The 25,130-nt window shown below is 65.9% G+C and carries 21 protein-coding genes and 1 pseudogene; 12 read left to right on the forward strand and 10 right to left on the reverse strand.

What is annotated here, in order from left to right; genetic code table 11:
- Positions 1–101 precede the first annotated feature (101 nt).
- Positions 102–3,617, reverse strand: coding sequence for a chromosome segregation protein SMC (smc, locus tag LDZ21_RS07915; RefSeq protein WP_244792549.1), 3,516 nt, complete (start codon positions 3,615–3,617; stop codon positions 102–104).
- 123 nt (positions 3,618–3,740) lie between these two features.
- Positions 3,741–4,706 (reverse strand): DMT family transporter, encoded by a 966-nt coding sequence (locus LDZ21_RS07920; RefSeq protein WP_244792551.1) that lies wholly within the window; start codon positions 4,704–4,706, stop codon positions 3,741–3,743.
- A gap of 239 nt (positions 4,707–4,945) precedes the next feature.
- Here LDZ21_RS07920 and dapC point away from each other — a divergent pair, with 239 nt between their 5' ends.
- The 6 genes from dapC to cls all read left to right on the forward strand — a co-directional run bounded on the left by dapC (position 4,946) and on the right by cls (position 11,181).
- A complete protein-coding gene (gene dapC, locus LDZ21_RS07925) occupies positions 4,946–6,172 on the forward strand; it encodes a succinyldiaminopimelate transaminase (protein WP_244792553.1) in 1,227 nt (408 codons plus the stop codon).
- Between the two features lie 39 nt (positions 6,173–6,211).
- Complete coding sequence (gene dapD / locus LDZ21_RS07930; protein ID WP_244792555.1) at positions 6,212–7,039, forward strand: 2,3,4,5-tetrahydropyridine-2,6-dicarboxylate N-succinyltransferase; 828 nt, start codon at positions 6,212–6,214, stop codon at positions 7,037–7,039.
- A 1-nt stretch (position 7,040) separates the two neighbouring features.
- Positions 7,041–7,400: an ArsC family reductase gene (locus LDZ21_RS07935; RefSeq protein ID WP_244792557.1), complete on the forward strand. Its 360-nt coding sequence runs from the start codon at positions 7,041–7,043 to the stop codon at positions 7,398–7,400.
- A 105-nt stretch (positions 7,401–7,505) separates the two neighbouring features.
- A complete protein-coding gene (gene dapE / locus LDZ21_RS07940; RefSeq protein WP_244792559.1) occupies positions 7,506–8,645 on the forward strand; it encodes a succinyl-diaminopimelate desuccinylase in 1,140 nt (379 codons plus the stop codon).
- A 30-nt stretch (positions 8,646–8,675) separates the two neighbouring features.
- Entirely contained in the window at positions 8,676–9,566 is an 891-nt protein-coding gene (prmB, locus tag LDZ21_RS07945) for a 50S ribosomal protein L3 N(5)-glutamine methyltransferase (protein WP_244792561.1), read from the forward strand.
- A gap of 121 nt (positions 9,567–9,687) precedes the next feature.
- Positions 9,688–11,181 carry a cardiolipin synthase gene (gene cls / locus LDZ21_RS07950; RefSeq protein WP_244792563.1) on the forward strand — a complete coding sequence of 498 codons (1,494 nt, stop codon included), beginning with the start codon at positions 9,688–9,690 and terminating at the stop codon, positions 11,179–11,181.
- A gap of 4 nt (positions 11,182–11,185) precedes the next feature.
- On the opposite strand, the gene LDZ21_RS07955 is transcribed toward cls, so the two are convergent.
- Positions 11,186–11,677 carry a glutathione peroxidase gene (locus LDZ21_RS07955; protein WP_244792565.1) on the reverse strand — a complete coding sequence of 164 codons (492 nt, stop codon included), beginning with the start codon at positions 11,675–11,677 and terminating at the stop codon, positions 11,186–11,188.
- 150 nt (positions 11,678–11,827) lie between these two features.
- Here LDZ21_RS07955 and LDZ21_RS07960 point away from each other — a divergent pair, with 150 nt between their 5' ends.
- Positions 11,828–13,774 carry an ATP-binding cassette domain-containing protein gene (locus LDZ21_RS07960; RefSeq protein WP_244792567.1) on the forward strand — a complete coding sequence of 649 codons (1,947 nt, stop codon included), beginning with the start codon at positions 11,828–11,830 and terminating at the stop codon, positions 13,772–13,774.
- Positions 13,771–14,793 (forward strand): annotated as a pseudogene (locus LDZ21_RS07965) (CaiB/BaiF CoA transferase family protein). Before LDZ21_RS07960 ends, LDZ21_RS07965 begins: the two are co-directional and overlap by 4 nt.
- Before the next feature lie 6 nt (positions 14,794–14,799).
- On the opposite strand, the gene LDZ21_RS07970 reads toward LDZ21_RS07965, so the two are convergent.
- From LDZ21_RS07970 to alr, 3 genes are all read right to left on the reverse strand, one after another.
- Entirely contained in the window at positions 14,800–15,045 is a 246-nt protein-coding gene (locus LDZ21_RS07970; protein WP_174447233.1) for a DUF2866 domain-containing protein, read from the reverse strand.
- Positions 15,046–15,212: 167 nt separating this feature from the next.
- Positions 15,213–16,601 (reverse strand): DNA repair protein RadA, encoded by a 1,389-nt coding sequence (gene radA / locus LDZ21_RS07975; protein WP_035966950.1) that lies wholly within the window; start codon positions 16,599–16,601, stop codon positions 15,213–15,215.
- Positions 16,602–16,655: 54 nt separating this feature from the next.
- A complete protein-coding gene (gene alr / locus LDZ21_RS07980) occupies positions 16,656–17,726 on the reverse strand; it encodes an alanine racemase (protein WP_244792569.1) in 1,071 nt (356 codons plus the stop codon).
- A 305-nt stretch (positions 17,727–18,031) separates the two neighbouring features.
- Here alr and lplT point away from each other — a divergent pair, with 305 nt between their 5' ends.
- Genes lplT through thiD form a run of 4 tightly spaced genes read left to right on the forward strand, consistent with a single transcriptional unit; the run spans position 18,032 to position 21,660 of the window.
- Complete coding sequence (gene lplT / locus LDZ21_RS07985) at positions 18,032–19,339, forward strand: lysophospholipid transporter LplT (RefSeq protein WP_244792571.1); 1,308 nt, start codon at positions 18,032–18,034, stop codon at positions 19,337–19,339.
- A gap of 35 nt (positions 19,340–19,374) precedes the next feature.
- The gene (thiM, locus tag LDZ21_RS07990) at positions 19,375–20,190 is read left to right on the forward strand and encodes a hydroxyethylthiazole kinase (RefSeq protein WP_244792572.1); all 816 of its coding nucleotides are present in this window, start codon (positions 19,375–19,377) and stop codon (positions 20,188–20,190) included.
- A 1-nt stretch (position 20,191) separates the two neighbouring features.
- A complete protein-coding gene (gene thiE, locus LDZ21_RS07995; protein WP_244792574.1) occupies positions 20,192–20,839 on the forward strand; it encodes a thiamine phosphate synthase in 648 nt (215 codons plus the stop codon).
- An 8-nt stretch (positions 20,840–20,847) separates the two neighbouring features.
- Positions 20,848–21,660, forward strand: a complete 813-nt coding sequence (gene thiD / locus LDZ21_RS08000) for a bifunctional hydroxymethylpyrimidine kinase/phosphomethylpyrimidine kinase (RefSeq protein WP_244792577.1) — start codon at positions 20,848–20,850, stop codon at positions 21,658–21,660.
- 18 nt (positions 21,661–21,678) lie between these two features.
- Here thiD and LDZ21_RS08005 read toward each other — a convergent pair whose 3' ends face one another.
- The 4 genes from LDZ21_RS08005 to tsaB are packed head-to-tail and all read right to left on the reverse strand — an operon-like array spanning position 21,679 to position 25,028.
- Entirely contained in the window at positions 21,679–22,635 is a 957-nt protein-coding gene (locus LDZ21_RS08005; RefSeq protein ID WP_244792578.1) for a DUF1853 family protein, read from the reverse strand.
- Positions 22,632–23,741 (reverse strand): uracil-DNA glycosylase, encoded by a 1,110-nt coding sequence (locus tag LDZ21_RS08010; protein ID WP_244792580.1) that lies wholly within the window; start codon positions 23,739–23,741, stop codon positions 22,632–22,634. Before LDZ21_RS08010 ends, LDZ21_RS08005 begins: the two co-directional genes overlap by 4 nt.
- Positions 23,728–24,219 (reverse strand): ribosomal protein S18-alanine N-acetyltransferase, encoded by a 492-nt coding sequence (gene rimI / locus LDZ21_RS08015; protein ID WP_035966969.1) that lies wholly within the window; start codon positions 24,217–24,219, stop codon positions 23,728–23,730. The genes LDZ21_RS08010 and rimI overlap by 14 nt, the downstream gene beginning before the upstream one ends.
- A complete protein-coding gene (gene tsaB, locus LDZ21_RS08020) occupies positions 24,216–25,028 on the reverse strand; it encodes a tRNA (adenosine(37)-N6)-threonylcarbamoyltransferase complex dimerization subunit type 1 TsaB (protein WP_244792582.1) in 813 nt (270 codons plus the stop codon). Before tsaB ends, rimI begins: the two co-directional genes overlap by 4 nt.
- Between the last annotated feature and the right edge of the window lie 102 nt (positions 25,029–25,130).

A 25,130-nucleotide genomic window follows, 5' to 3' on the forward strand; every position in this document is an offset into this window, starting at 1 on the left:
CGCCGCCGCCTGCCCGATGCGCGCCACTCCGCGCCTGCGCGCCTGGCCGGGACATCGCCCGGCCGTCGTTCAATCATTCAAATTCGCATGACGCTAAGGCGTCAGCCATTCTGCGCAAAGCCCGCAGCGGCCTCCATGTCCACCGCCACGATGCGCGATACGCCCTGCTCCTGCATCGTCACGCCGATCAATTGCTGCGCCATCTCCATCGCGATCTTGTTGTGCGAGATGAACAGGAATTGCGTCTTGACCGACATCGCCCGCACGAGATTCGCGAAGCGTTCGGTATTGGCGTCGTCGAGCGGCGCGTCCACTTCGTCGAGCAGACAGAACGGCGCGGGATTCAACTGGAACATCGCGAAGACGAGCGCCGTCGCGGTGAGCGCCTTTTCGCCGCCCGAAAGCAGGTGAATCGTCGAGTTCTTCTTGCCGGGCGGCTGCGCCATCACCTGCACGCCGGCATCGAGGATTTCGTCGCCGGTCATGATGAGCTTCGCCTGACCGCCGCCGAAAAGACGCGGGAACAGATCGCCGAAGTGACGGTTCACCTCGTCGAACGTGCCTTGCAGCAACGAACGCGTTTCCTGGTCGATCTTCTGAATCGCGTCTTCGAGCGTGCCGATGGCATTGTTCAGATCGGCCGACTGCGCGTCGAGGAAGTGCTTGCGCTCGGTCGCCGACGCGAGTTCTTCGAGCGCGGCCATGTTGACCGGGCCGAGCGCGACGATCGCGTTGTTCAGGCGCGTGACTTCGCCCTGCAGATACGACGGCTTCATGTCCGGCGTGAGCTTCGCCTGCAGTTCGGTTTCGTCGACGCCCGCGGCCTGCAGTTGCTCGACGAACTGCTCGCCGCTGATGCGCGCCGCCTGCTCCTTCAACTGCAATTCGTTGATCCTGTCGCGCAGCGGCTGCAGCGAGCGCTCGGCGAAAAGACGCTGTTCGTCGGACTGGCGCAGCCGCGCGGTGAGATCGTCCAGTTCGATGCGCGCCGCATGCAGCGATTCCTCGCGCGCCGCGCGCACTTCGAGCGCGTCCTGCAAGCCGGTTTGCGCCGTCTGCTCGTTGATGGTTTCGAGTTCCGCGCGCGCATCTTCCAGCGCGCCCGCCACGCGTTCGCTCTGATCCTGCGCCGTCTCGATGTTGCGCTCGTACTCCGCGATCTTCGCGGCGAGACCGCGCACGGCGAAGCTTGCGTCGCTTGCGGCGCGCTCCAGTTCGCGCAACTCGTGGCGCGCGCTCGTGAGCGCTTCGTCGAGCGATTCGAACGCGAGCTGGTTGTCCTCGAAGCGCGCCTGCAACTGCGCGATTTCCGCGTCGTGCTGTTCGAACGCCGCTTCGGACTCTGCCCGCAGCGCGCGCTGCTCTTCGATCTGCGCGACGATTTCTTCCAGTTCCTCGCCAATCTGCGTGCTGCGCTGCGTGTAGCGCTCGTGCGCCTGCGCGAGCTTCAGCACGTCCAGTTGCAGCGCATGCACGCGCTGCGTCGCGCGCTCGGCGGCGGCGCGGGCATCGGCGAGTGCTTGCGATGCCTGAGTGTGCGCGGCATCGGCGCGCACCGCGTTGGATTTCGCTTCATCGGCGAGCAGCGCCTGCGCGCGCACCTGCCGCGTGAGATTTTCGATTTCCTGCGCGCGGGCCAGCATGCCGGACTGCTCGGAATCGGCGGCATAGAGCTGGACGCCGACCCGCGTCACCGTATGCCCCGCCTTCACGACGAACGCGCCGCCTTCCGGCAACTGCATGCGCATGGCGAGCGCCTGCGCGATGTCGTCCGCGATGAAAGTCGCGCCGAGCCATTCGTTCAGCACCGCGCGCAAGCCCGGATCGTCGATACGCACGAGCGACAGCAACGGCCGCAAGCCCTGCGGCGCGTCGAGCGGCTTGCCCGCGACGGGCGGCGAATAGAACGCGAGCTTGGCGGGCGGCGCGTCGGTGGCAAACGCCTTCACCCAGTCCAGATTCGATACTTCGAGCGCCGCGAGCCGCTCGCGCAGCACCGCTTCGAGCGCCGCTTCCCAACCGGCTTCGACATGCAGCTTCTTCCACAGACGCGGCAGCGCGCCGAGTTCGTGCTTGTCGAGCCACGGCTGAATCTTGCCTTCGGTCTGGACGCTTTCCTGGAGCTGCTTCAGCGCCGCAAGGCGCGCTTCCAGCTGGTGAATCTGCGCGCTTTCCACCTGCACGCGCTCTTGTGCCGCGCGGCGTTCCGCGTCGAGGCGCGGCACGGTTTCCTGCGCATCGGCGAGGCGCGCCTGAGCTTCGGCGAGCACCTCTTCGTTCTCGGCAAGCTGCATCCGCAGTTCTTCGAGTTGCGCTTCGTCGGGCGCGTCGAGGCCGCTCGCTTCGTTCTTCAGACGCTCCTGGCGCTGCTGCAATTGCTGAAGCTGCTGATCCGCGTTGCGCTGATGTGCCGCTTCGAGCTTGAGCGCCTGTTCCGCCCGCGCGATGCCCGCGCGTTCCTCGTTCAGTTGCGCCTGTGCATCGCGCCAGCGGGCTTCGAGTGCGGGCAATGCGTCGTGCTTCGCGGCGGCGTTTTCCTGCGCGATGGCGGCCTTCTCTTCGCCTTCGGCCAGCGCTTCGGATGCGGTCTCGATCTCGTCGCGCGCCTTTCGCGCCTGCATCTGCCATTGCTCGCGCTGCGCACTGAGCGCGGCGATCTGCGCCTGCACGCGATTGCGCGACTCGACGATGAACTTGATCTCCGCTTCCAGCCGGCTCACTTCGGCGTTGGCTTCGTAGAGCGCGCCTTGCGCGCCCTGCATCGCGTCGCTCGCGCTGTAGTGCGCGACACGGAGCGTTTCCAGTTGCGCTTCCACTTCCCGCAGACGCGCCGTCTGCGCTTCGAGTTCGACCTGCGCCTCGCGGATAGCGCGCTGCTGCCGTTCGGCCTCGTTGCCGGCTTCGTTCTTGCGCAAGAGCCACAAGAGGCGCTGCTTCTCTTCGCCTTCGGCCTGCAGTTGCTTGTATTTGGTCGCGACGATCGCCTGCCCTTCGAGCTTCTCCAGATTCGTCGTCAGTTCGCGGACGATGTCCTCCACGCGCGTCAAATTTTCGCGCGTATCGTGCAGACGGTTCTCGGTCTCGCGGCGGCGTTCCTTGTACTTCGACACCCCGGCGGCTTCTTCGAGGAACACGCGCAGCTCTTCCGGCTTCGCTTCGATGATGCGCGCGATCATGCCCTGCCCGATGATCGCGTAGGCGCGCGGACCGAGACCCGTGCCGAGGAAGATGTCCTGAATGTCGCGGCGTCGCGCGGGCAGGTTGTTGATGTAGTAGCTGGACGTGCCGTCTCGTGTGAGCACGCGTTTCACGGCGATCTCGCCGTAGGCGCTCCACTGTCCGGCGGCGCGGCCATCGGCGTTGTCGAAGATGAGTTCGACGCTGGCGCGGCTGCCCGGCTTGCGCGCGGTCGATCCGTTGAAGATGACGTCCTGCATCGACTCGCCGCGCAATTCGGATGCGCGCGACTCGCCGAGCACCCAGCGCACGGCGTCGATGATATTGGACTTGCCGCAGCCATTCGGCCCAACGACGCCGACGAGCTGGCCGGGAACCTGGAAATGCGTGGGATCGACGAAGGACTTGAAACCAGCGAGTTTGATCGAAGTCAGACGCACGGCGATATCGCTGTTTGAAGTGAAGGACGGAGGGTGAGTTGCAGACGGGCGGCGGCGCGGCCCATCGCGTGTGTTCGTCTCATGCCCGCGAGAGCCTTTCCGCCCGGTCGCGAGCGGACACCATCATACCATCGCGCGTGTCGGTTTCTTCTCGCTCGCAGCCTCGGGCGACGGCGCGGGCGATGCTTCGACGGCCTCCCGCGTCTGCCGATGCACCCACGCCGACAGCACGCACGCCGCCACGATGCACGCGCCGCCCGCCCACTCGCGCGGCCCGGGCACTTCGCCCGCGAAGAGCCACGACGACAGCGCCGTCACGACCAGTTCGAAGAGCATGATGATCGACGCCCGATTGGCCGGCACACGCGCCAGCCCGATCTGCACGATGACGTTGTTCACTGCCAGCACGACGCCCAGCCCGATCACGATGAACGCCACCGTGCCCATCTGCGATGCGGCGGGCGGCGCCGGCATCGGCTCGAAAAAGCTCACGAGCGTGGCGACGACCGCCGCGCCGCCGAAGATCACCGCCGTGCGCATCTCGGGCTTCATGCGGGGCATCGTTCGCGTGATCCTGACGACGAGCACGTTGCTCATCGCGAAGCCCATGCCGCCCATCAGGCCCGCCCACTCCGCGAGATTCGCGGGCAGCGGCATGCCGAGAGAGGGCGACCAGAGCATGGTCAGTGCGCCGGCGAGCGACAGCATCGACAGTGCGGCGTCGGCGCGCGTGAGGCGATCCTTCAGGATGAAATGCGCGAACACCGCCGTCCAAGCAGGCGTCAAGTAGAAGAGCAGCAGCACGCGCATCACCTGCCCGTGAATCGCGCCCCACACGAAACCGACGCTCGTCATGCCCGCCGCCAGTCCCAGCGCGACGAGCAGCCAGTGCCATGAAATCGTGCTGATCGCGCGGCGTCTCAGCAACAGGACGCACAGGCACGCCGCGCCGCTCGTCGCCGCGCTGGCGACGGTGCCGGTGAGTCCCATCGACGCGAGCATGCGCATCGGATACCAGACGACGCCCCATACCGATGCGCCGAGCATGATCGCGAGCGTCGGCAGCGCGTCGTGGAAACGGCGGGTCATGGCCGGGCTCCTGCGCCCGCTCGTTCGTATCGGTGATGAGTCGTCATCTTGTCGTTCGTTGCCTCGCGGCCCTTTGCTGCAAAGGCGCGGGGTATAATCGTGCGCTTCGTCAGTGTCTTTATCGTGCCGCCGCAGCGGGTCTTCCAATGGCCTCGTCACGCCGGCATGCATGGCGCTTCGCCGCCGCCCCGATCGCCCGTTTTCCGTTCACTCGTCGTTCATCGCTTACCGGTCACGCCGTGAATCCACTTCTTCAGACACTTCAGCCGTATCCGTTCGAAAAGCTCCGCGCGCTCTTTAAAGGCATCGAGCCGCGCGCCGGGTTCACGCCGATCAGCTTCGGCATCGGCGAGCCGAAGCATCCGACGCCCGAATTGATCCGCGATGCCGTCGTCAATTCGCTCGATGGCCTCGCGGCCTATCCGCCGACGCTCGGAAGCGAACCGCTGCGCGAAGCCATCGCCGCGTGGGCTCGCGCGCGCTACGGTCTCGAATCGCTCGATGCGGCCACCGAAGTGCTGCCCGTGTCAGGCTCGCGCGAGGCGCTGTTTGCGCTCGCGCAGACGGTCATCGACAGCCGCAGCACGCCTGAACTGCGCGAAGCCGAACCGCCGATCGTACTCTGTCCCAACCCGTTCTATCAAATCTACGAAGGCGCGGCGCTGCTCGCCGGCGCGCAGCCGTACTTCGTGAACAGCGATCCGGCGCGCAACTTCGCGTGCGATTACTCGGCCGTGCCCGACGACATCTGGGCGCGCACGCAACTGCTCTATGTCTGCTCGCCCGGCAACCCGACGGGCGCCGTGCTGACGCTCGACAACTGGCGCGAACTGTTCGCGCTGTCGGACGAGCATGGCTTCGTGATCGCGTCCGACGAATGCTATTCGGAGATCTACTTCGACGAAGCGCATCCGCCGCTCGGCGGCCTCGAAGCGGCGCGCCTGCTCGGTCGCGGCTTCGAGCGCCTCGTGATGCTGTCGAGCCTGTCGAAACGATCGAACGTGCCGGGCATGCGTTCCGGCTTCGTCGCGGGCGACGCGGCCATCCTCAAGCAATTCCTGCTGTATCGCACGTATCACGGCGCGGCGCTGTCCACCGTGTTTCAGCGCGCGAGCATCGCCGCGTGGCGGGATGAAACGCACGTGCGCGACAACCGCGCGAAGTATGTGAGCAAATTCAATACGGTGACGCCGATGCTCGCCGAGGTGCTGGACGTCCGTCTTCCCGACGCCGCGTTCTATCTCTGGGCGAACGTTTCGCGCACCGGACTCACCGATACCCAGTTCGCGGCGCGTCTCTACGCCGACTATAATGTGACGGTTCTGCCGGGCTCCTATCTCGCTCGTCCCGCGCATGGCACGAATCCCGGCGAAGGGTTCGTCCGCATCGCGCTCGTCGCGGGCGTCGAGGAATGTGTCGAGGGTGCCCGCCGCATCGTCGAATTCTGCCGCACGCTCAAGTCCTGACGGGCGCTGCCGGTCCATCACTCCATCCTTGATATCACTATGTCGCAACAACTTCAGAGCATCATCGACAACGCCTGGGAAAACCGCGCCGAGCTTTCGCCGAAAGCCGCGCCCGCCGAAGTCCGCGACGCGGTCGCGCACGCCATCGAACAGCTCGACAAGGGCGCATTGCGCGTGGCCGAGAAGCGCGACGGCGACTGGGTCGTCAATCAATGGCTGAAGAAGGCCGTGCTGCTGTCGTTCCGCCTGGAAGACAACGCGCCGATGGCCGCCGGCGGATACTCGCAGTTCTACGACAAGGTGCCCTCGAAGTTCGCGAACTACACCGCCGAAGATTTCGCGGCGGGCGGCTTTCGCGTGGTGCCGCCGGCCATCGCGCGCCGCGGCTCGTTCATCGCGAAGAACGTCGTGCTGATGCCGTCGTACACCAATATCGGCGCTTACGTCGATGAAGGCACGATGGTCGACACCTGGGCCACCGTCGGCTCGTGCGCGCAGATCGGCAAGAACGTGCACCTGTCGGGCGGCGTGGGCATCGGCGGCGTGCTGGAGCCGCTGCAGGCGAACCCCGTCATCATCGAGGACAACTGCTTCATCGGCGCGCGCTCGGAAGTGGTGGAAGGCGTGATCGTCGAAGAAAACTCCGTCATTTCGATGGGCGTGTATCTCGGCCAGTCGACCAAGATCTACGACCGCGAAACGGGCGAAGTCACGTATGGCCGCATTCCGGCGGGCTCGGTGGTGGTCGCGGGCAATCTGCCGTCGAAGGACAGCTCGCATAGCCTGTACTGCGCGGTCATCGTGAAGAAGGTCGACGCCAAGACGCGCGCCAAGGTCGGCCTGAACGAACTGCTGCGAGGCGACTGATTTGGCCAAGACGACTGTCGTGTACGGCATTCCGAACTGCGACTCGGTGAAAAAGGCGCGGGTGTGGCTCGAAGAGCGCGGCGTGCCGTTCGAATTTCACGACTTCAAGAAAGCCGGCGTGAACGAGAAGCTGGTTCAGGACTGGCTGAAGGACGTGCCGGTCGATCAGCTCATCAACAAGCGCGGCACCACCTGGCGCGGGCTGTCGGATGTCCACAAGGCCGAAGCCGACACGACTGCCGGCGCGATCGCGTTGATGATCCACAAGCCGTCGATCATCAAGCGGCCGGTCATCGTCGTGAACGGCCGCGTGAAGACGCTCGGCTTCTCGGCCGAGCAGTACGAGACGCTCTTCGCGTGATGCGTGGCGATGGCTCTCACGGACGCCATCGCTCGCCTCGACGTAGAACCGCTTGCCGGCCGCCGCGCCGGCATTTTTTATCGCTGTCCAGAAGCAGGCCCAACCATGTCCGGCACTCTCTCCCTTACCGAAGCCCTGATCGCGCGTGCGTCCGTCACGCCCGACGATCGCGATTGCCAGTCGCTGATGATCGAACGCCTGTCCGCTGCCGGCTTCGTATGCGAAACCATCGCGTCGGGCGGCGTCACGAACCTGTGGGCCGTGAAGCGCGGCACGGATGGGGCAGCGGCCAAACTGCTCGCGTTCGCCGGACACACCGACGTCGTGCCGACCGGCCCCGTCGAGCAATGGACTTCCCCGCCCTTCACGCCGACGCATCGCGACGGCAAGCTCTACGGGCGCGGCGCCGCCGACATGAAGGCGTCGCTGGCGGCGTTCGTCGTGTCGAGCGAGGAGTTCGTCGCGAAGCATCCGGAGCATCGCGGTTCGATCGCGCTGCTCATCACGAGCGATGAAGAAGGCCCCGCAACCGACGGCACCGTGAAGGTCGTCGAAGCGTTGAAGGCGCGCGGCGAGCGGCTCGATTACTGCATCGTCGGCGAGCCGACTTCGAACGAAGCGCTCGGCGACACGGTCAAGAACGGGCGGCGCGGCTCGATGACGGGCAAGCTCGTCGTGAAGGGCGTGCAGGGGCACATCGCGTATCCGCATCTCGCGAAGAATCCGATTCATCTGCTCGCGCCCGCGCTCGCCGAACTCGTCGCCGTCCGCTGGGACGAAGGCAACGAATACTTTCCGCCGACCACCTGGCAGGTCTCGAACCTGCACTCGGGCACGGGAGCGACCAACGTCATTCCCGGCCAGGCCGAGCTGATTTTCAACTTCCGCTTTTCGACGGCCAGCACGGTCGAGGGCCTGCAAAGCCGTGTCCATGCGATCCTCGACAAGCACGCGCTCGACTACGATCTGACGTGGACCGTCAGCGGCCTGCCCTTTCTGACGCCGCGCGGCGCGCTGTCCGACGCGCTCGACAAGGCGATCCGCGCGGAAACCGGCGTGCAGCCGGAACTGTCGACCACGGGCGGCACGTCCGATGGCCGCTTCATCGCGCGCATCTGCGAGCAAGTGGTGGAATTCGGCCCGCCGAACGGCAGCATCCACAAGATCGACGAACATGTCGAAGTGCGATTCATCGAGCCGCTGAAGAACGTGTATCGCCGCGTGCTCGAAGAACTGATCGCCTGAATTCATTCGTACAACAACAAGGAGCCTTCGATGGCGCTACCCTTTCTCACCGTGCGCGACCTGCTGCGTTTCGGCGTCTCGCGCTTCACCGAAGCGGGACTCTCGTTCGGCCACGGCTCGACCAACGCCTATGACGAAGCCGCGTATCTGATTCTGCATACGCTGCATCTGCCGCTCGACACGCTCGACCCGTTCCTCGACGCGCGCCTGCTCGAAAGCGAGATCGACGCCGTGATGCAGGTGATCGAACGCCGTGCGAAAGAGCGCGTGCCGGCGGCATACATCACGCACGAAGCATGGATGCACGGCCAGCGTTTTTATGTCGATGAGCGCGTGATCGTGCCGCGCTCGTTCATCGGCGAATTGCTGCAGGACGGCTTGCAGCCCTACGTGGCCGATCCGGACCACGTGACGCGCGTGCTCGAACTGTGCACGGGCTCCGGTTGCCTCGCGATTCTCGCCGCGCAAGCATTCGAAAACGCCGATGTCGATGCCGTCGACATCTCCGCCGATGCACTCGCCGTCGCGCGCCGCAACGTCGACGACTACGGCCTGCAAGACCGCGTGACGCTGTACGAAGGCGATCTGTACGCGCCGCTGCCCGAAGCGCGCTACGAGGTCATCATCACGAATCCGCCGTATGTGAACGCGACCGCGATGCAATCCCTGCCCGCCGAATACCGCCACGAGCCGGAACTCGCGCTCGCGGGCGGCGACGACGGCATGGACATCGTGCGGCGCATCGTGCGCGACGCGGGCAAGTGGCTGACCGAAGACGGCGTGCTCGTCGTGGAAATCGGCAACGAGCGTGCGAACGTCGAGGCGGCGTTCGGCGGCCTCGATCTCGTCTGGCTCTCGACCAGCGCCGGCGACGACAAGGTGTTCCTCATCCAGGCGGCCGATCTGCCCGCGCAAGTCTGACGCGCAAGGCGCGTTTCGGACCAGCAAGGTTCGGTAAGATGTCGCATCGCCGCCGACGCGGCGATGCATCATCCCCATCCGCGCGCCCGGGCGCGGGACGTATCGAACCTTGCGCACCCCTATGCAAGCAGCAGACTGGCTCCACGTCGGCACGCTCGTGATGGCCGCGCATGTGCTCGGCGTCATCGCCGCCGTGCACGCGGTCATCCACACGCGCACGTCGCAAGGCGCGGTCGCGTGGGCGGTGTCGCTCGTCGCGATGCCGTATCTCACGCTCATCCCCTACCTGTTTCTCGGCCGCAGCAAGTTTGCCGACTACATCGACGAGCGGCGGCTCGAATACGAAATCCTGCGCAACCGCACGAAGCCCGCCGAGTGGGACTCGCAGGAGCGCAGCGACGCGTCCGAAACCGGCATCGTGCCGCTCGATTCGCCCGGCGCGCGCGGCGAACTTTTGCCGGGGCCCGCCGACCATCTCGGCAATCCGACGATCCGCACGCTTCAGCGGCTATCCGGCATGCCGTTTTTGCGCGGCAATTCAGTGCGCGTGCTCGTCAACGGCGACGCCACGTTCTCCGCGATTCTCGAAGCGATCGAAGCCGCCGAGCGCTATATCGTCGTGCAGTTTTTCATCGTGCGCGCGGATGCGCTCGGCGACATGCTGCGCGATGCGCTCATCGCCAAGGCCCGGGCGGGCGTGCGCGTCTATTTCCTTTACGACAGCATCGGCAGCTTCGACTTGCCGCATCGCTACGTGCACGCGCTGCGCGCGGGCGGCGTGGAGGCGCATCCGTTCGCGACCAAGCGCAAGTTCGTGCACCGCTTTCAGATCAACTTCCGCAATCATCGGAAGATCGTCGTGGTCGACGGCAAGCGCGCGTTCGTCGGCGGCCACAACGTGGGCGTCGAGTATCTCGGCGGCAATCCGCGCCTTTCGCCGTGGCGCGATACGCATGTCGAAGTGCGCGGCCCGGCGATCGCGAGCATCCAGTTCGTCTTCACCGAAGACTGGTACTGGGCGACGCAGCGTCTTCCCGAACTCGGCCCCGCGCCGCATGCCGACGAGGACATGCACTGCATGGTGCTGTCGAGCGGCCCCGCCGACAAGCAGGAGACCTGCTCGCTGTTTTTCGTCGAGGCGATCAACGCGGCGCGCGAGCGCATCTGGATCACGTCGCCTTATCTTATTCCCGACGAAGCCGTGTTCTCGGCGCTACGGCTCGCCGTGATGCGCGGCGTGGACGTGCGCATCCTGATTCCGAGCCGGCGCGATCATCGCGTGGTGTTCGCGGCCTCGCGGCTCTACGCGTACGATCTCGTGCAGGCCGGCGTGCGCATCTTCCGCTACAAGCCGGGCTTCCTGCATCAGAAGGTCGTGCTCGTGGACGACATCGCCGCGTCGGTCGGCAGCGCGAATCTCGACAACCGTTCTTTCAGGCTCAACTTCGAGATCACCGTGTTGACCGTCGATCACGCCTTCGCGCGGCAGGTCGAGAGCATGCTGCTCATCGACTTTGCGCACGCGTATGAGATCGACGAAAACGACTATCTCGCCTTCGCGTTCTGGCATCGGATGGCGATGCACGTCGCGCGGCTGTTTTCGCCGATTCTCTGACCGGCTACAGCAGCTTTTCAATATCGCCGGCGATGGCGTCCGGCTTCGTGATCGGCGCATAGCGCTTGACGATATTCCCGTCGCGATCCACGAGAAACTTCGTGAAGTTCCACTTGATCGCCTCCAGCCCTAGCACGCCCGGCTCCTTCTCGGTCAGGTACTTGAAGAGCGGATGCGCGTTCGCGCCGTTGACGTCGATCTTCGCGAACATCGGGAAAGTGACGCCGTAGTTCTTCTCGCAGAAGTCGCCGATCTGCGCGGCATCGCCCGGCTCCTGCTTGCCGAACTGGTTGCACGGGAAGCCGAGCACCTCGAAGCCGCGCCCCGCCAGCCGCGTGTACAACTCCTGGAGTCCCTTGTATTGCGGCGTGAAACCGCATTCGCTCGCCGTATTGACGATCAGCAGCACCTTGTCGCGGTACTGGTCGAGGCTGACGGTCGCGCCGTCGAGTGTCTCGGCCGTGAAGCCGTAAATACCGCCGGTAGTTGAACTCATGGCATGTTCCCCGCTGGAAGTTGAATTCAGGCGATGCTACTACCGCCTGCGATTGCCCGCCATTGGCCGAACGGACGATCCCTGTGCAGAGGCGCAGCCGGTCTAAAATAGCGCTTTCCTCAAGCCCGCGCCCTTCGCCGCCATCCCGACGTGATCCGCTTCAACCAGTTCAGCCTGTCCCGCGGCACCAAGCCGCTTTTCGAAGAGACGAGCTTCACGCTCAACCCGGGCGAGAAAGCCGGTCTCGTCGGCGCGAACGGCGCAGGCAAGTCCACGCTCTTTGCCGTGCTGCGCGGCGAATTGCACGCGGACGGCGGCGACTTTTCGATGCCGCCGTCATGGCGCATCGCGCACGTCGCGCAGGAGACGCCGGCGGTCGATCGCACCGCGCTCGACTACACGCTCGACGGCGACACCCACTTGCGGGCGATCGAAGCCCGCATCGCCGCCGCCTCTGCCGCGCACGACGGCGCAGCCGAAGCCGAAGCGCACGCCGCTTTCGCCGATGCCGACGGCTACACCGCGCCCGCCCGCGCCGAAACGCTTCTGCTGGGTCTCGGCTTCACGCTTGCCCAGACGCGCGAGCCGGTGTCGAGCTTCTCCGGCGGATGGCGCATGCGCCTGAACCTCGCGCAGGCGCTGATGTGCCCGTCCGACCTGCTCTTGCTCGACGAGCCGACCAACCACCTCGACCTCGACGCGATCGTATGGCTCGAAGACTGGCTCGCGCGTTATCCGGGCACGCTCGTCGTGATATCGCACGATCGCGAATTTCTCGATTCCGTCTGCAACGTCACGCTGCATCTCGAGAACCGGCAGGTGAAGCGCTACGGCGGCAACTACAGCCAGTTCGAAATCCTGCGCGCGCAGCAACTCGCGCTGCAGCAGAGCGCATTCGAGAAGCAGCAGAAGACCGTGCAGCATTTGCAGAGCTTCATCGACCGCTTCAAGGCAAAGGCGACCAAGGCAAAGCAGGCGCAAAGCCGCGTGAAGGCGCTCGAAAAAATGGAACTGATCGCGCCGGCGCACGCGAGTTCGCCGTTCACGTTCGAATTCCGCACGCCCGATGCCGCGCCCAATCCGATGATGGTGATGGAAGGCGTGCGCTGCGGTTATCACGGCGATGACGGCGCGGAGATTCCGATCGTCGAAGGCGTCACGCTGTCGATTCAAAGCGGTCAGCGCATTGGCTTGCTGGGCGCGAACGGTCAGGGCAAGTCGACGCTCATCAAGACGCTCGCCGACACGCTCGAACCGCTATCCGGTCACGTGCGCCAAGGCAAGGGGCTGCAGATCGGCTACTTCGCGCAGCATCAGCTCGAAACGCTGCGCCCCGACGATTCCGCGCTTCAGCATCTGGCGCGCCTCGCGCCCGACACGCGTGAGCAGGAATTGCGCGATTTCCTCGGCAGCTTCAACTTCTCCGGCGACATGGCGACCGCGAAGATCGCGCCGTTCTCCGGCGGCGAGAAGGCGCGGCTCGCGCTGGCGCTCATCATCTGGCAGAAGCCGAACTTGCTGCTGCTCGACGAACCGACCAATCACCTTGATCTCGAAACGCGTCACGCGCTGACGATGGCGCTCGCGCAGTTCGAAGGCACGCTGATCCTCGTGTCGCACGACCGGCATCTGCTGCGCGCGACGACCGACACGTTCATGCTGGTCGCGAAGCATCGGCTGCATCCGTTCGATGGCGACCTCGACGACTATCGCGACTGGCTGTTGCAGCACGCCGCCGAAACGCGGGCGGCGGCGAAGGAAGCGAGCGGTGCGTCGTCGTCAGCGGGCGATCCGCAGGACAGCGCGCTCAACCGCAAGGAGCAGCGCAAGCAGGAAGCGCAGGAACGGCAGAAGCTGTCGCACTTGAAAAGGCCGTTGCAGTCGCGCATCGCGAAGATCGAGAAGGAAATGGACACGCTGAACGCGGAAAAGTCGACGCTCGATGCGTTCGTCGCCGATCCCGCCAGCTACGACGCCGCGCTGAAGGCGAAGCTCACCGAGACGATTCGTCGTCAGGGCGAAGTGAACGCGCGGCTCGAAACGCTGGAGATGGAGTGGCTCGAAGCGCACGAGGAACTCGAACAGATCGGTTCATGACGCCTTCTCCTGCCCTCGCCGGCCTCCGCGTGCTCGATCTGACGCGGCTGCTGCCCGGTCCGGTCGCGACCTTGCGGCTCGCGGAACTGGGCGCGGACGTGCTGAAGATCGAGCCGCCGGGCGAAGGCGACTACGCGCGCACCATGCTGCAAACCCAAGCGGAGCGCCTGAGCGGGACGCCGAGCGCGTTCTAACGCATCGTGAATCGCGGCAAGCGGACGATGACGCTCGATCTCAAGACCGAAGCGGGCCGCGCCGAACTGATCGACCTGGCGCGTGACGCCGATGTGCTCGTTGAGAGCTTCCGGCCATCGGTGATGGCGCGGCTGGGCGTCGGCTACGACGTGTTGCGTCAGATCAACCCGAAGCTCGTCTATTGCGCGATCACGGGTTTCGGAAGCACAGGCCCGTTCGCGGACAAGGCGGGCCACGATATCAATTACATCGCTTATGCAGGCGTGCTCGACCAGCTCGCCGCGCCCGATGGCACGCCCGTCGCGCCGAACTTTCAGCTGGCGGACTTGCTGGGCGGCGCACTTTGCGCCGTGACCGAGATGCTGGCTGCGCTTTGGCAGGTCGCGCGAGGCGGCGAAGGGCGTCGAATCGATGTCTCCATGACGCACTCGGTTCACGCGCTCAACGTAATGGCGCACGTCGCGTTCGCGCGTGGCGATGAGGCGGGCACGCGCGCGGGCGCCGGCTTGCTCAACGGCGGCGTGCCCTGCTACGGCGTGTATCGAACGCGCGATGACCGGTTCATCGCGGTCGGCGCACTGGAACTGAAGTTCTGGCAGACGCTGTGTCACGCGCTTGGCCGCCCGGAATGGGCCACGCGGCACTGGAGTCTCGGGCAGGCTATCGGTGGCGCGGATGCAGCGGAATTGTCGGCGCAACTGGCCGCATGCTTTCGCGAGCGCACGCGCGACGAATGGATCGCGCGCCTGGAATCGCTCGATTGCTGTGTGGCGCCCGTGCTGACGCCGGCCGAAGCGGCGGCGCATCCGCTCTTTCGCGGCTAGATCGGCCTAACGGCGCGGCAAGGTCTGACGCGGCTGACGCTCGTCGTCGACGAGCACATGCTTGCGCCCGGTCACATGACGGCGAATGACGGCGACGACTTCGTCCTCGGTGACATCCGCGGCCACGACGCGACGCGAAATCTGCCCCTCGCCGTCGATCCATTCGATGATCCGGCACCCGCTGCCCCACGGCTGCTGCAAGGGCGGCGACACGCGACATCCGCGCAGATGAAACGCGGGCTTGGCTCGCATTGTTTTGGCGTGCTTCAAAGCGTGGTCCTCTCGATGCTTCCGGCGCGTCGCAACGAAGCAGCCGGATCCGTAGCTTTAGGAGGATAGGCAAAGCACGCGCGCGTTGGGTTACACGCGATAAGGGGTTTTTTACGGCCCGTTACGCGGGGTCCGATCCGTCACCCACGTCATTCCAGGTCGCGCACGCGGTCGATCGCTTCCTCGATGCGGTCCACGGCGATGACCTTCAGCCCGTCGATCGCCTGCTTCGGCGCATTCGCCTTCGGAATCAGCGCGACGGAGAAGCCGAGCTTGGCGGCCTCCTTCAGGCGATCCTGTCCGCGCGGCGATGGGCGAATCTCACCGGCAAGCCCCACTTCGCCGAACGTGATGAGCCCCTTCGGCAGCGGCTTGTTGCGCATGGACGAATGAATCGCGAGCAGCACGGCGAGATCGGCGGCGGGTTCCGTGATCTTCACGCCGCCCACCGCATTGAGGAAAACGTCCTGATCGAAACACGCGATGCCCGCATGCCGATGCAGCACCGCCAGCAGCAATGCAAGCCGGTTCTGTTCGAGCCCGACCGCGAGCCGCCGCGGATTCGGCACATGCGCGGTATCGACGAGCGCCTGCACTTCGACGAGCAGCGGCCGCGAACCTTCCTGCGTGACGAGCACACACGAACCCGCGACGCTTTGCTCGTGCTGGGACAGAAAGAGCGCCGACGGATTCGCGACGCCGCGCAAGCCCTTCTCCGTCATCGCGAACACGCCGAGTTCGTTGACCGCGCCGAAGCGGTTCTTGAACGCGCGAACGAGCCGGAAGGACGAGTGCGTATCGCCCTCGAAATACAGCACCGTGTCGACGATATGCTCCAGCACGCGCGGCCCCGCGAGACTGCCCTCTTTCGTCACGTGGCCGACCATGATGATCGCCGTGCCGGTCTGCTTCGCGATGCGCGTGAGTTGCGCCGCGCATTCGCGCACCTGCGCGACGGAACCGGGCGCGGAGGTCAGCGCTTCGGAGTAGATCGTCTGGATGGAGTCGATGACGGCGACTTCGGGACGCTGTTCGTCGATGGTCGCCTGAATCTTTTCGAGCTGGATTTCGGCGAGCAGGCTGAGATCGGCGGCGGCGCTTTCGTTCGCGCCGATCAAACCCAGCCGCTGCGCGCGCAACGCAATCTGCGCACCGGATTCCTCGCCGCTCACATACAGCGCCGGACGCTCGCGTGCAATCTCGGCAAGCGATTGCAGCAGCAGCGTCGATTTGCCGATGCCCGGATCGCCGCCGATCAGCACCACGCCGCCCGGCACGAGCCCGCCGCCCAGCACGCGATCGAACTCGCCGACGCCGGTCGTGAAGCGCGGCACGTCCGACGCTTCGATGTCCGCGAGACGCTGCACCGTCGAACTTTTGGCGAGCGCCTGAAAGCGATGCGCCGACGGCGCCTGCTCCGCCGACTCCACCAGCGTGTTCCACGCCCCGCACGCCGCGCACTGCCCCGTCCACTTCGGCGACTGCCCGCCGCATTCGCTACAGATATAGAGCGTCTTCGCCTTTGCTGCTTTTGCCACGTATTGCCTTGTCAGAAATTCGATTCGATTCGTTTTCGCGCCGACGACCCGGCGTCACTCCGCCCGCACCGGCACGCGTTGCGCGATCGCGCACATCAGCTCGTAGCCGATGGTGCCGCACGAGCGCGCGACGTCGTCGATCGGCAGGTTCGTGCCCCACAACTCGACGCGCGAGCCGATGCCCGCGTTCTGGCACGGCGTCAGATCGACGGTGAGCATGTCCATCGACACGCGGCCGACGAGCTTCGTCATCACGCCGTCGACGATCACCGGCGTGCCTTCCGGCGCGACGCGGGGATAGCCGTCCGCATAGCCGCACGCCACCACGCCGATCCGCATGGCTTGTCCCGCGCGATACGTCGAGCCATAACCGATGCTCTGTCCCGGCTGCACCGTCTGCACCGCAATCAGTTCCGAGGAGAGCGTCATCGCGGGCTTGAGGCCGGTACTGGCGATATCGGCCGTCACGCCCGATGGCGACGCGCCGTACAGCATGATGCCGGGCCGCACCCAGTCGAAATGGGCGGACGGATGCCACATCACCGCCGCCGAATTGGACAGGCTGCGCGCCCCCGCGATGCCCTCCGCGCCGCGCTCGAACGCCTCCAGTTGATGCGCGATGCCGCGCTCGCTGTCGGCATCGGAAAAATGAGTCATCAGCGTGATCTGGCCGATTCCCTGACAGGCGCGCGCCCGCTCCCACGCGGCGCGAAAGCGCTCGGGCGTGTAGCCGAGGCGGTTCATGCCGCTATTCATTTTCAACTGAATATTCACCGGCTTCGACAGGCGCGCCATCTCCAGCATCCGCAACTGCTCGTCGCAGTGCACGGCCGTGGTCAGACTGTAGCGGTCGATGACGTCGATATCCGTCGGCCGAAAAAAGCCTTCCAGCAGAAGAATCGGCCCGGCCCAGCCCAGTTCGCGCAACTTTGCGGCCTCTTCGAGGTCCAGAAGGCCAAAGCCGTCCGTTGCGCGAAGTCCGGGGAACGCTCGCGCCAGTCCGTGGCCATATGCATTGGCCTTGACGACAGCCCAGATCTTGGATTTCGGCGCGTATTTGCGCGCGATGGCGAGGTTGTTGGCGAGTGCGGGCGTATGAATGGTTGCTGAAAGGGGGCGCGGCATGAGCGTTTGGGTGGAATCACTGTTCGGGCGGAAAGACGCAAGCATACGCCAGCGCAGCGAGCGGCCGCTTCGTCGATCAAGACGCCTTGTGAATCAGGACCTTATGAGGAATCCCGCGCGCGGAGGCCTTTACGGATCAACGGTGTCACGCGCGATCGAGATTACTGCTAGTCAGAATGCGCCTATTTTCGTGTTATAAAGCCCTGCGCACAACCCATTTCGAACGGCATAAGCCCGAACGCATGACAGCAGGCATGACCAGCGTCCGGGGCGGATCACCCGCAGTGAGGAAAGCTTCGGATCAGATGAAAAAAGGTTTTTACACCATCATGGCCGCGCAGTTTTTCTCATCGCTGGCCGATAACGCACTACTGATCGCTGCCATCGCACTGCTGAAAGACCTTCACGCGCCGAACTGGATGACGCCGCTGCTGAAGCTCTTCTTCGTGCTGTCCTACGTGATCCTCGCAGCATTCGTCGGCGCTTTCGCGGACTCGCGGCCGAAGGGCCATGTGATGTTCGTGACCAATTCCATCAAGGTGCTGGGTTGCATCACGATGCTGTTCGGCGCGCATCCGCTGCTGGCTTACGGCATCGTCGGCTTCGGCGCGGCGGCATATTCGCCCGCGAAATACGGCATTCTCACCGAACTTCTGCCGCCCGACCGGCTCGTGGCGGCGAACGGATGGATCGAAGGCACCACGGTCGGCTCGATCATTCTGGGCACCGTGATGGGCGGCGCGCTAATCAGCCCGCATATCGCGGGTCATTTGCTGAGCCTGAATATCCCGCGCATCACCACGCCGGCCGAGGCCGCGATGCTCGTCATCATGCTGATGTACGTCATCGCCGCGATCTTCAACCTGCGCATTCCCGATACCGGCGCACGCTATCCGAAACAGGAAACGCGGCCGATCAAGCTCATCACCGATTTCGCCGACTGCTTTCTGACACTCTGGCGCGACAAGCTCGGCCAGATCTCGCTCGCCGTCACGACGCTCTTCTGGGGCGCGGGCGCGACGCTGCAGTTCATCGTGCTCAAATGGGCGGAAGTGTCGCTCGGCATGACCCTTTCGCAAGCGGCCATCCTGCAGGCGGTGATCGCGGTCGGCGTCGCGGTGGGCGCGGTGCTCGCGGCGGCGCGCGTGCCGCTCAAGCGCTCGCTGTCGGTGCTGCCGGTCGGCATCATGATGGGCATCGCCGTCATGCTCATGGCGTTCTACACGCGGCATCTCTTTCCCGCGCACTGGGGCATCTACTTCGGCAAGATGCATTTTCCCGGCTATCTGCTGGTCGCGTATCTCTTCCTGATGATCGTCGGCGGCCTGTCCGGCTTCTTCGTCGTGCCGATGAACGCGCTCTTGCAGCATCGCGGACACGTGCTGCTGTCGGCCGGGCATTCGATCGCCGTGCAGAACTTCAACGAGAACCTGTCGGTGCTCGTGATGCTGTGCCTGTACGCGGTCCTCGTGTGGCTCGACGTGCCGATCCAGTTCGTCATCGTGCTGTTCGGCTCGTTCGTGTGTCTGATGATGTACTTCGTCATGCGCCGGCATCAGGCGAATCAGCGCGCGTTCGATTCCGTCGCGCTGATCGGCGAGGCGCGGCACTGACGGTATCGCGTGACGCCGGGTAGTCTTCACTCATCATGCAATCAGCCGATCTCTTCTCCTTCGTCACGCGCGTGCGCGATCAAGCGCCGCTCGTGCATTGCCTGACGAACCTCGTCGTCACGAATTTCACCGCGAACGTGCTGCTGGCTGTCGGCGCCGCGCCGGCGATGGTCGTCGCGCGCGAGGAAGTCGCCGAATTCGCGCCGCTTGCCCATGCGCTGTCGGTGAATCTCGGTACGCTCGATTTGCCGCAATCGCGGGCGATCCGCGCCGCCGTCGACGCCGCCAATGGCGCGGGCAAGCCGTGGGTGCTCGATCCCGTGGCCGTCGGCCCGCTCGCCTTTCGCACGCAGTTCGCGCTCGAATTGCTCGATGCCAAGCCGGCGGTGATTCGCGGCAACGCGTCGGAGATCATCAGCCTGTCGGGCGGCACGGCGAGCGGACGCGGCGTGGACAGCACCGCCGCCACCGACGCCGCCCTCGACGCCGCGCAAGTGCTCGCGCTGAATACGCAGGCCGTCGTCGCGGTGACGGGTGAAACCGACTACATTACCGACGGCCGCCGCGTGATCGCGCTGTCGAACGGCTCGCCGCTGATGACGCGCGTGACGGGCGTCGGCTGCGCGTTGTCCGCGACGGTCGCGGCATTCGCAGGCGTTGCAGCATCGCTCGACGAGCGCTTCATGGCGACGGTCGCCGCCATCGCCTATTCGACCGTGGCCGGCGAACTCGCCGCACGCGACGCGGCCTTGCCCGGCAGCTTCGCGGTCGCTTATCTGGACCGGCTTGCCTCTCTGGACGGGCACGCGTTCGACGCGACGCTCGTGCAGCGCGACGTCGCGCTTTCCTGACATGCGCTCTTCCTTCGACCTCTCGCTTTACCTCGTGCTCGATCCCGTGCAGTGCGGCGGTCACGACGCCGCGCTCGACGTGGCGCGTGCGGCGCTGGACGGCGGCGCGACGATCGTGCAACTGCGCGCGCCGGAGTGGCACAAGCGCGCGTGGCTGGCGCTGGCGCTCGACCTCTTGCCGCTGACGCGCGCCCGCGGCGTGCCGCTCATCATCGACGATCACGTCGACATTGCGCTCGCCGCCGGCGCGGATGGCGTGCACGTCGGCCAGCGCGATCTGCCGGCGGACGTCGCGCGGCGGCTGATGGGACCGGACGCGCTGATTGGCCTGTCCGTGTCGAATCCCGGGGAAGCCGCGCAGGCGAACGCGATGCAGGGCGTCGTCGACTATCTCGGCGCGGGGCCGGTCTACGCGACGCCCACGAAAACCGACGCCTCCGCGCCCTGCGGCATCGACGGCCTCGCTGCAATGTGCGCTGAAGCGCGTTTTCCGACGGTCGCCATCGGCGGCATTCAGGCGCACAACGCCGCCGACGTGATGCGCGCGAATCCAGCGGGCCTCGCGGTCGTATCCGCGATCTGCAAGGCGACGAATCCGCGCGAAGCCGCGGCGGCACTGCGCGCGACGATCGACCGCGCAAGAACTTGATCCTTCCGATGACTTCGACCAAACGCATTCCCAACGCGCTCACCATCGCCGGTTCCGACTCGGGCGGCGGCGCGGGCATTCAGGCCGACCTCAAGGCGTTTTCGGCGCTCGGCGCATACGGCGCGAGCGTGATCACCGCGCTCACCGCGCAGAACACGCGCGGCGTGACGGCGGTTCATGCGCCCGATCCCGGCTTCATCACCGCCCAGCTCGACGCGGTGTTCGACGACATTCGCGTCGATGCGGTGAAGATCGGCATGCTGGCGAACGCGGGCATCGTCCGCGCGGTGGCGGATGCGCTGCGGCGGCATCGTCCGGTGCATGTCGTGCTCGACACCGTGATGATCTCGAAGAGCAATCATGCGCTGCTCGCGCCGGAAGCCGTCGCCGCGCTGCGCGACGAACTGCTGCCGCTCGCAACGCTCGTCACGCCGAATCTGCCCGAAGCGGCGGCCTTGCTCGGCGTCGAAGCTGCAAGCGATGAAGATACGATGGTGCGCCAGGGCGAAGCGTTGCTCGCCGCGGGCGCGCGTGCGGTGCTGATGAAGGGCGGGCATCTCACCTCTTCAGAAAGCCCCGACTGGCTGATCGAGGCTTCGGGCGCGTTGCGGCTTTCCGGCGTGCGCGTCGCGCTGAAAAACACGCACGGGACGGGCTGCACGCTGTCGTCGGCGATCGCGGCGCTGATCCCGCAAACCGACGATCTGGCGACCGCGACCGCCGAAGCGAAGCGTTATCTCACCGGCGCGATCGAGGCGAGCGCGCGGCTCGATGTGGGCGGTGGGGTCGGCCCGGTGCATCATTTTTACCGCTGGTGGTAAGCGCGGAGGCCGCGCCGATTACAGCGCCGACGCCGCGAACGCCCGCGCCCGCTCCGGCCAGTCGTCCGGCACGATGAACCCGCGCGATTCCTCCGTCCATCCGCCCGCGCCGTCGCGGACGTAGGACGCCACCATCGTCGGCGCCACGGCGGCCTGCAAGGACGCGTGAATCGCGGCGGCTTCGGCCATCAGCGATTCGGCATCGCCGGCTTGCAGGCGGCGCGATGCGAGCCACGCGAGGCGCGGTTGCACGACCCACGCGCGGGCGTCGTCGATTGCTTCGTGCCCCGCTCGCCACTCCGACGCCGTGAGCCACCAGCCGCGCACATGCCGCTCGCCGGTTTCGGGTGCGGGCATCACGGCATCGTCGTGATAGAACAGCCGGCCCTTGATGAATAACTGCGCGTCCCACGGACCATCGAGCTTAAGCGCCGCGAATTCCGCACGCGTGGTCAGCGCGAGCTGATGCGTGAGCAGCCGCCCATATTTCAAATCGAAGCGGTCCTGCAGATTCGGCCCGACGTAATCGGACAGGCGCGCCGTCGCAGACGCGCCATCGCCGATATGCAGGTAAAACTTCACGGCGAGCTCCCAATGCACGCGCGCGCCGTCGGCCGTTTCGAGAAGAAAATCGCATTCGCCGATGGTGCGCCGCTGCTGCCTGAGCGGGACGTTCGCCGCGACGAGACGCGCGGCGGGGCCGTGCGCCAGGAAGAATTCGAGCAGGCTCTCTGCATAGATGCCGAGGCGCGTGGACCTGGGATTGCGTGAGCGGACATGCAACGGATCGGGGGCGGCGTCGAGCGTGTGCAGCCAGGCGAGCGTGGCCTCGCGCTCCGCGGACGATGCAAACGGCTGAGCGAGTTTCGCGCCGGCGTCGTCGGCGCGCAGCAAATCGGGCGCGAACAGCAGCCACGCCAGATCACGCACGGTCGCGTCCTCGAATCGATCGACGAGACGCGACAGATCGCTCATCCCCGCGCGCCCTTCTCTGCTCCCGCTTCCACGCCGAGTGCGGCGAGCGCTTCCTGATGGGTTTTGCGCGCAAGGCACAGATCGGCCCAGGCCTTCGCCTTGTCGGGCAGGCTGCGCAGCAAATACGCCGGGTGATACGTGACGACGACCGGCACCCCGCGATATTCGTGAACGCGCCCGCGCAGCGACGCGATGCTGCCGTCGCTCTTCAACAGGCTCTGCGCGGCGAAACGCCCGAGCGCGACGATCACTTTCGGCTTCACGAGTTCGACCTGACGCTGAAGATACGGCTCGCAGCGCGCGACTTCGTCCGGTTCGGGATTGCGGTTGCCGGGCGGCCGGCACTTGATCACGTTGGCGATGTACACATTCGATTCACGCGACAGCGCGAGCGAACGCAACATGTTGTCGAGCAGCTTGCCCGCCTGCCCGACGAACGGCTCACCCTGCTTGTCCTCGTTCTCGCCGGGCGCTTCGCCAATCAGCATCCAGTCCGCCTCGCGGTCGCCGACGCCGAAGACCGCGTTCGTGCGGCGCTCGCAGAGGCGGCATCGTTCGCAGTTCGAGACGCGCTCCGCGAGCGTGTCCCAGTCGAGCGTATGGATGTCGGCGGCGGCGTCGGGCGCGACGGGCGGCTCGATAGAGGGCGCGTCGTCAGTCCAGGGGAGATCGTCGTAGGCTTCGAAGGGCGGCGCGTCGAAGTCTTGCGGCGTGGCATCGAAGCGTGGCGGGACGGACGATTGCGGCGCTGGCGGCGCGGCTTCGAGTGTGCGCGGTTCGTTCGTTGTCGATTTGTGTTGCGGCGTCAACGGCGATTCGACGTCGCGTGCGTCCGGCAACGGCGCGGCTGATGCCTGTCCGGTCGTTTGCGCCGAGACACGGCCGACCGTGGCGCGCGACTGATCGGGGCCGGTCGCATCGGCCAATTCGTTCCGCGCCGCCTGGTCGTGCGCGGCAACCGCAGCTTGCGCATCCGCCGACGTCTCGCCCAACACCGAAGCCGTCGTCTGCGCCGTGTCAGCGCGGGCCGGACTCTCGCCTGACCGCCGCCGCACCCAGACCGGCCCGAATCCCAGCTCCTCGATCAGCAATTCATCCAGCGCCATGCGCACTCTCCTTGAACGAAAGACGCATGACGATTGCGTCCTCGCGCGACCGATGCCGCGCGGGATAGTAATTCTTGCGACGCCCGATGGCCGTGAAGCCGAAGCGTTCGTAAAGCTGAATCGCCCGCGGATTCGACGGCCGCACTTCGAGCAGCATGCCGTCCAGCTTCTCGGCGTGCGCGATGCGCACCGCCTCGCGCAGCAGCGTCAATCCCGCGCCCGCACCCTGGGCCGCCGGCGCGACGCACAGATTGAGCAAGTGCATTTCATCGACGACCGGCATCAGCACGCAATAGCCGACGAGCGTTCCCGTTACATGGCGAAGGCATACGCCGTAATAACCGTTGCGCAAGGAATCCTGAAAATTGCCGCGACTCCAGGGAAACTCGTAGGCGAGTCGCTCGACGGCGGCGACTTCGTCGAGATCGGCTTCGGTCATCGGCGTCAGATACCGATCCGCGAGCAGCACGCCGCTCACCGGAGCGCCTCCTCGCGGGCGGCGTCGGCGTCGCGCTTGCCTGCGGCGGCGCGCGCTTCCGTCCGCTCGGCCGTCGTCTGCGCGACCTTGTTGCGCACATAGTCGGGCGCGGCCAGTTCCGGCGCGACCGCACGTCCGGCGCGCAACGCGCGCAAGCCCAATAGCGCGACCGGCAATGCGTGAGGCAGCGCGTTCCGGTCGACATGCGCGGCGGCGGCGAGCGCCGGCAGACGGTCGCCGAAAGCCGCGGCTGCGTTGCCCGCGAGCGCGAACGGCGCGTCGGGAACCGGCAGCGCGGCGGGAGCATCGAGCGATGCCGGATGCACGATGCACCAGTCGGCGGTATCGGCGTCGAATGCGTAGTCGGCCCAGTACACCTCGTCCATCCGCGCGTCGAGGGCCGCGAGCACGCGCGGCGGCAGCGACGGATCGGCGAGGCGCGCGGCTTCCGCGCACGCGAGCAGCGTGCTGACCGGCACCACCGGCACGTTCAGCCCGAACGCCAGCCCTTGCGCTACGCCCGTCGCGGTGCGAAGGCCGGTAAAGGAGCCCGGCCCGGCGCCGAACGCGATCGCGCCGCAATCGGCCAGAGCGAGGTCGGCTTCATCGAGCAACTCTCGCACGGCCGGCAAAAGGCGCGTGCTGGATACCGCGCCGGTGGCTTCATGGCGAAACCAGACGCGCGTATCGCCGCTTTCGTAGTGAGGCGCGGATCGGGCGGGATGCTGCGCGGCGGGATCGTCGAGCAGCAGCGCGACGGAGCAAAATTCCGTCGACGTATCGAGAGCGAGCAGGATGGTGCGGGTCATGGCCGGTATTGTAATGCGGGACGGGCCATGCTTTCGCACGATGCTTGCGGTCGAACCCTCCCCGATTCGAGGAAAGCCTCGACAGGCGAAGCGCGTATCGCT

Source organism: Caballeronia grimmiae, from assembly GCF_022879615.1.
GTDB classification, from domain to species: Bacteria; Pseudomonadota; Gammaproteobacteria; order Burkholderiales; family Burkholderiaceae; genus Caballeronia; species Caballeronia grimmiae.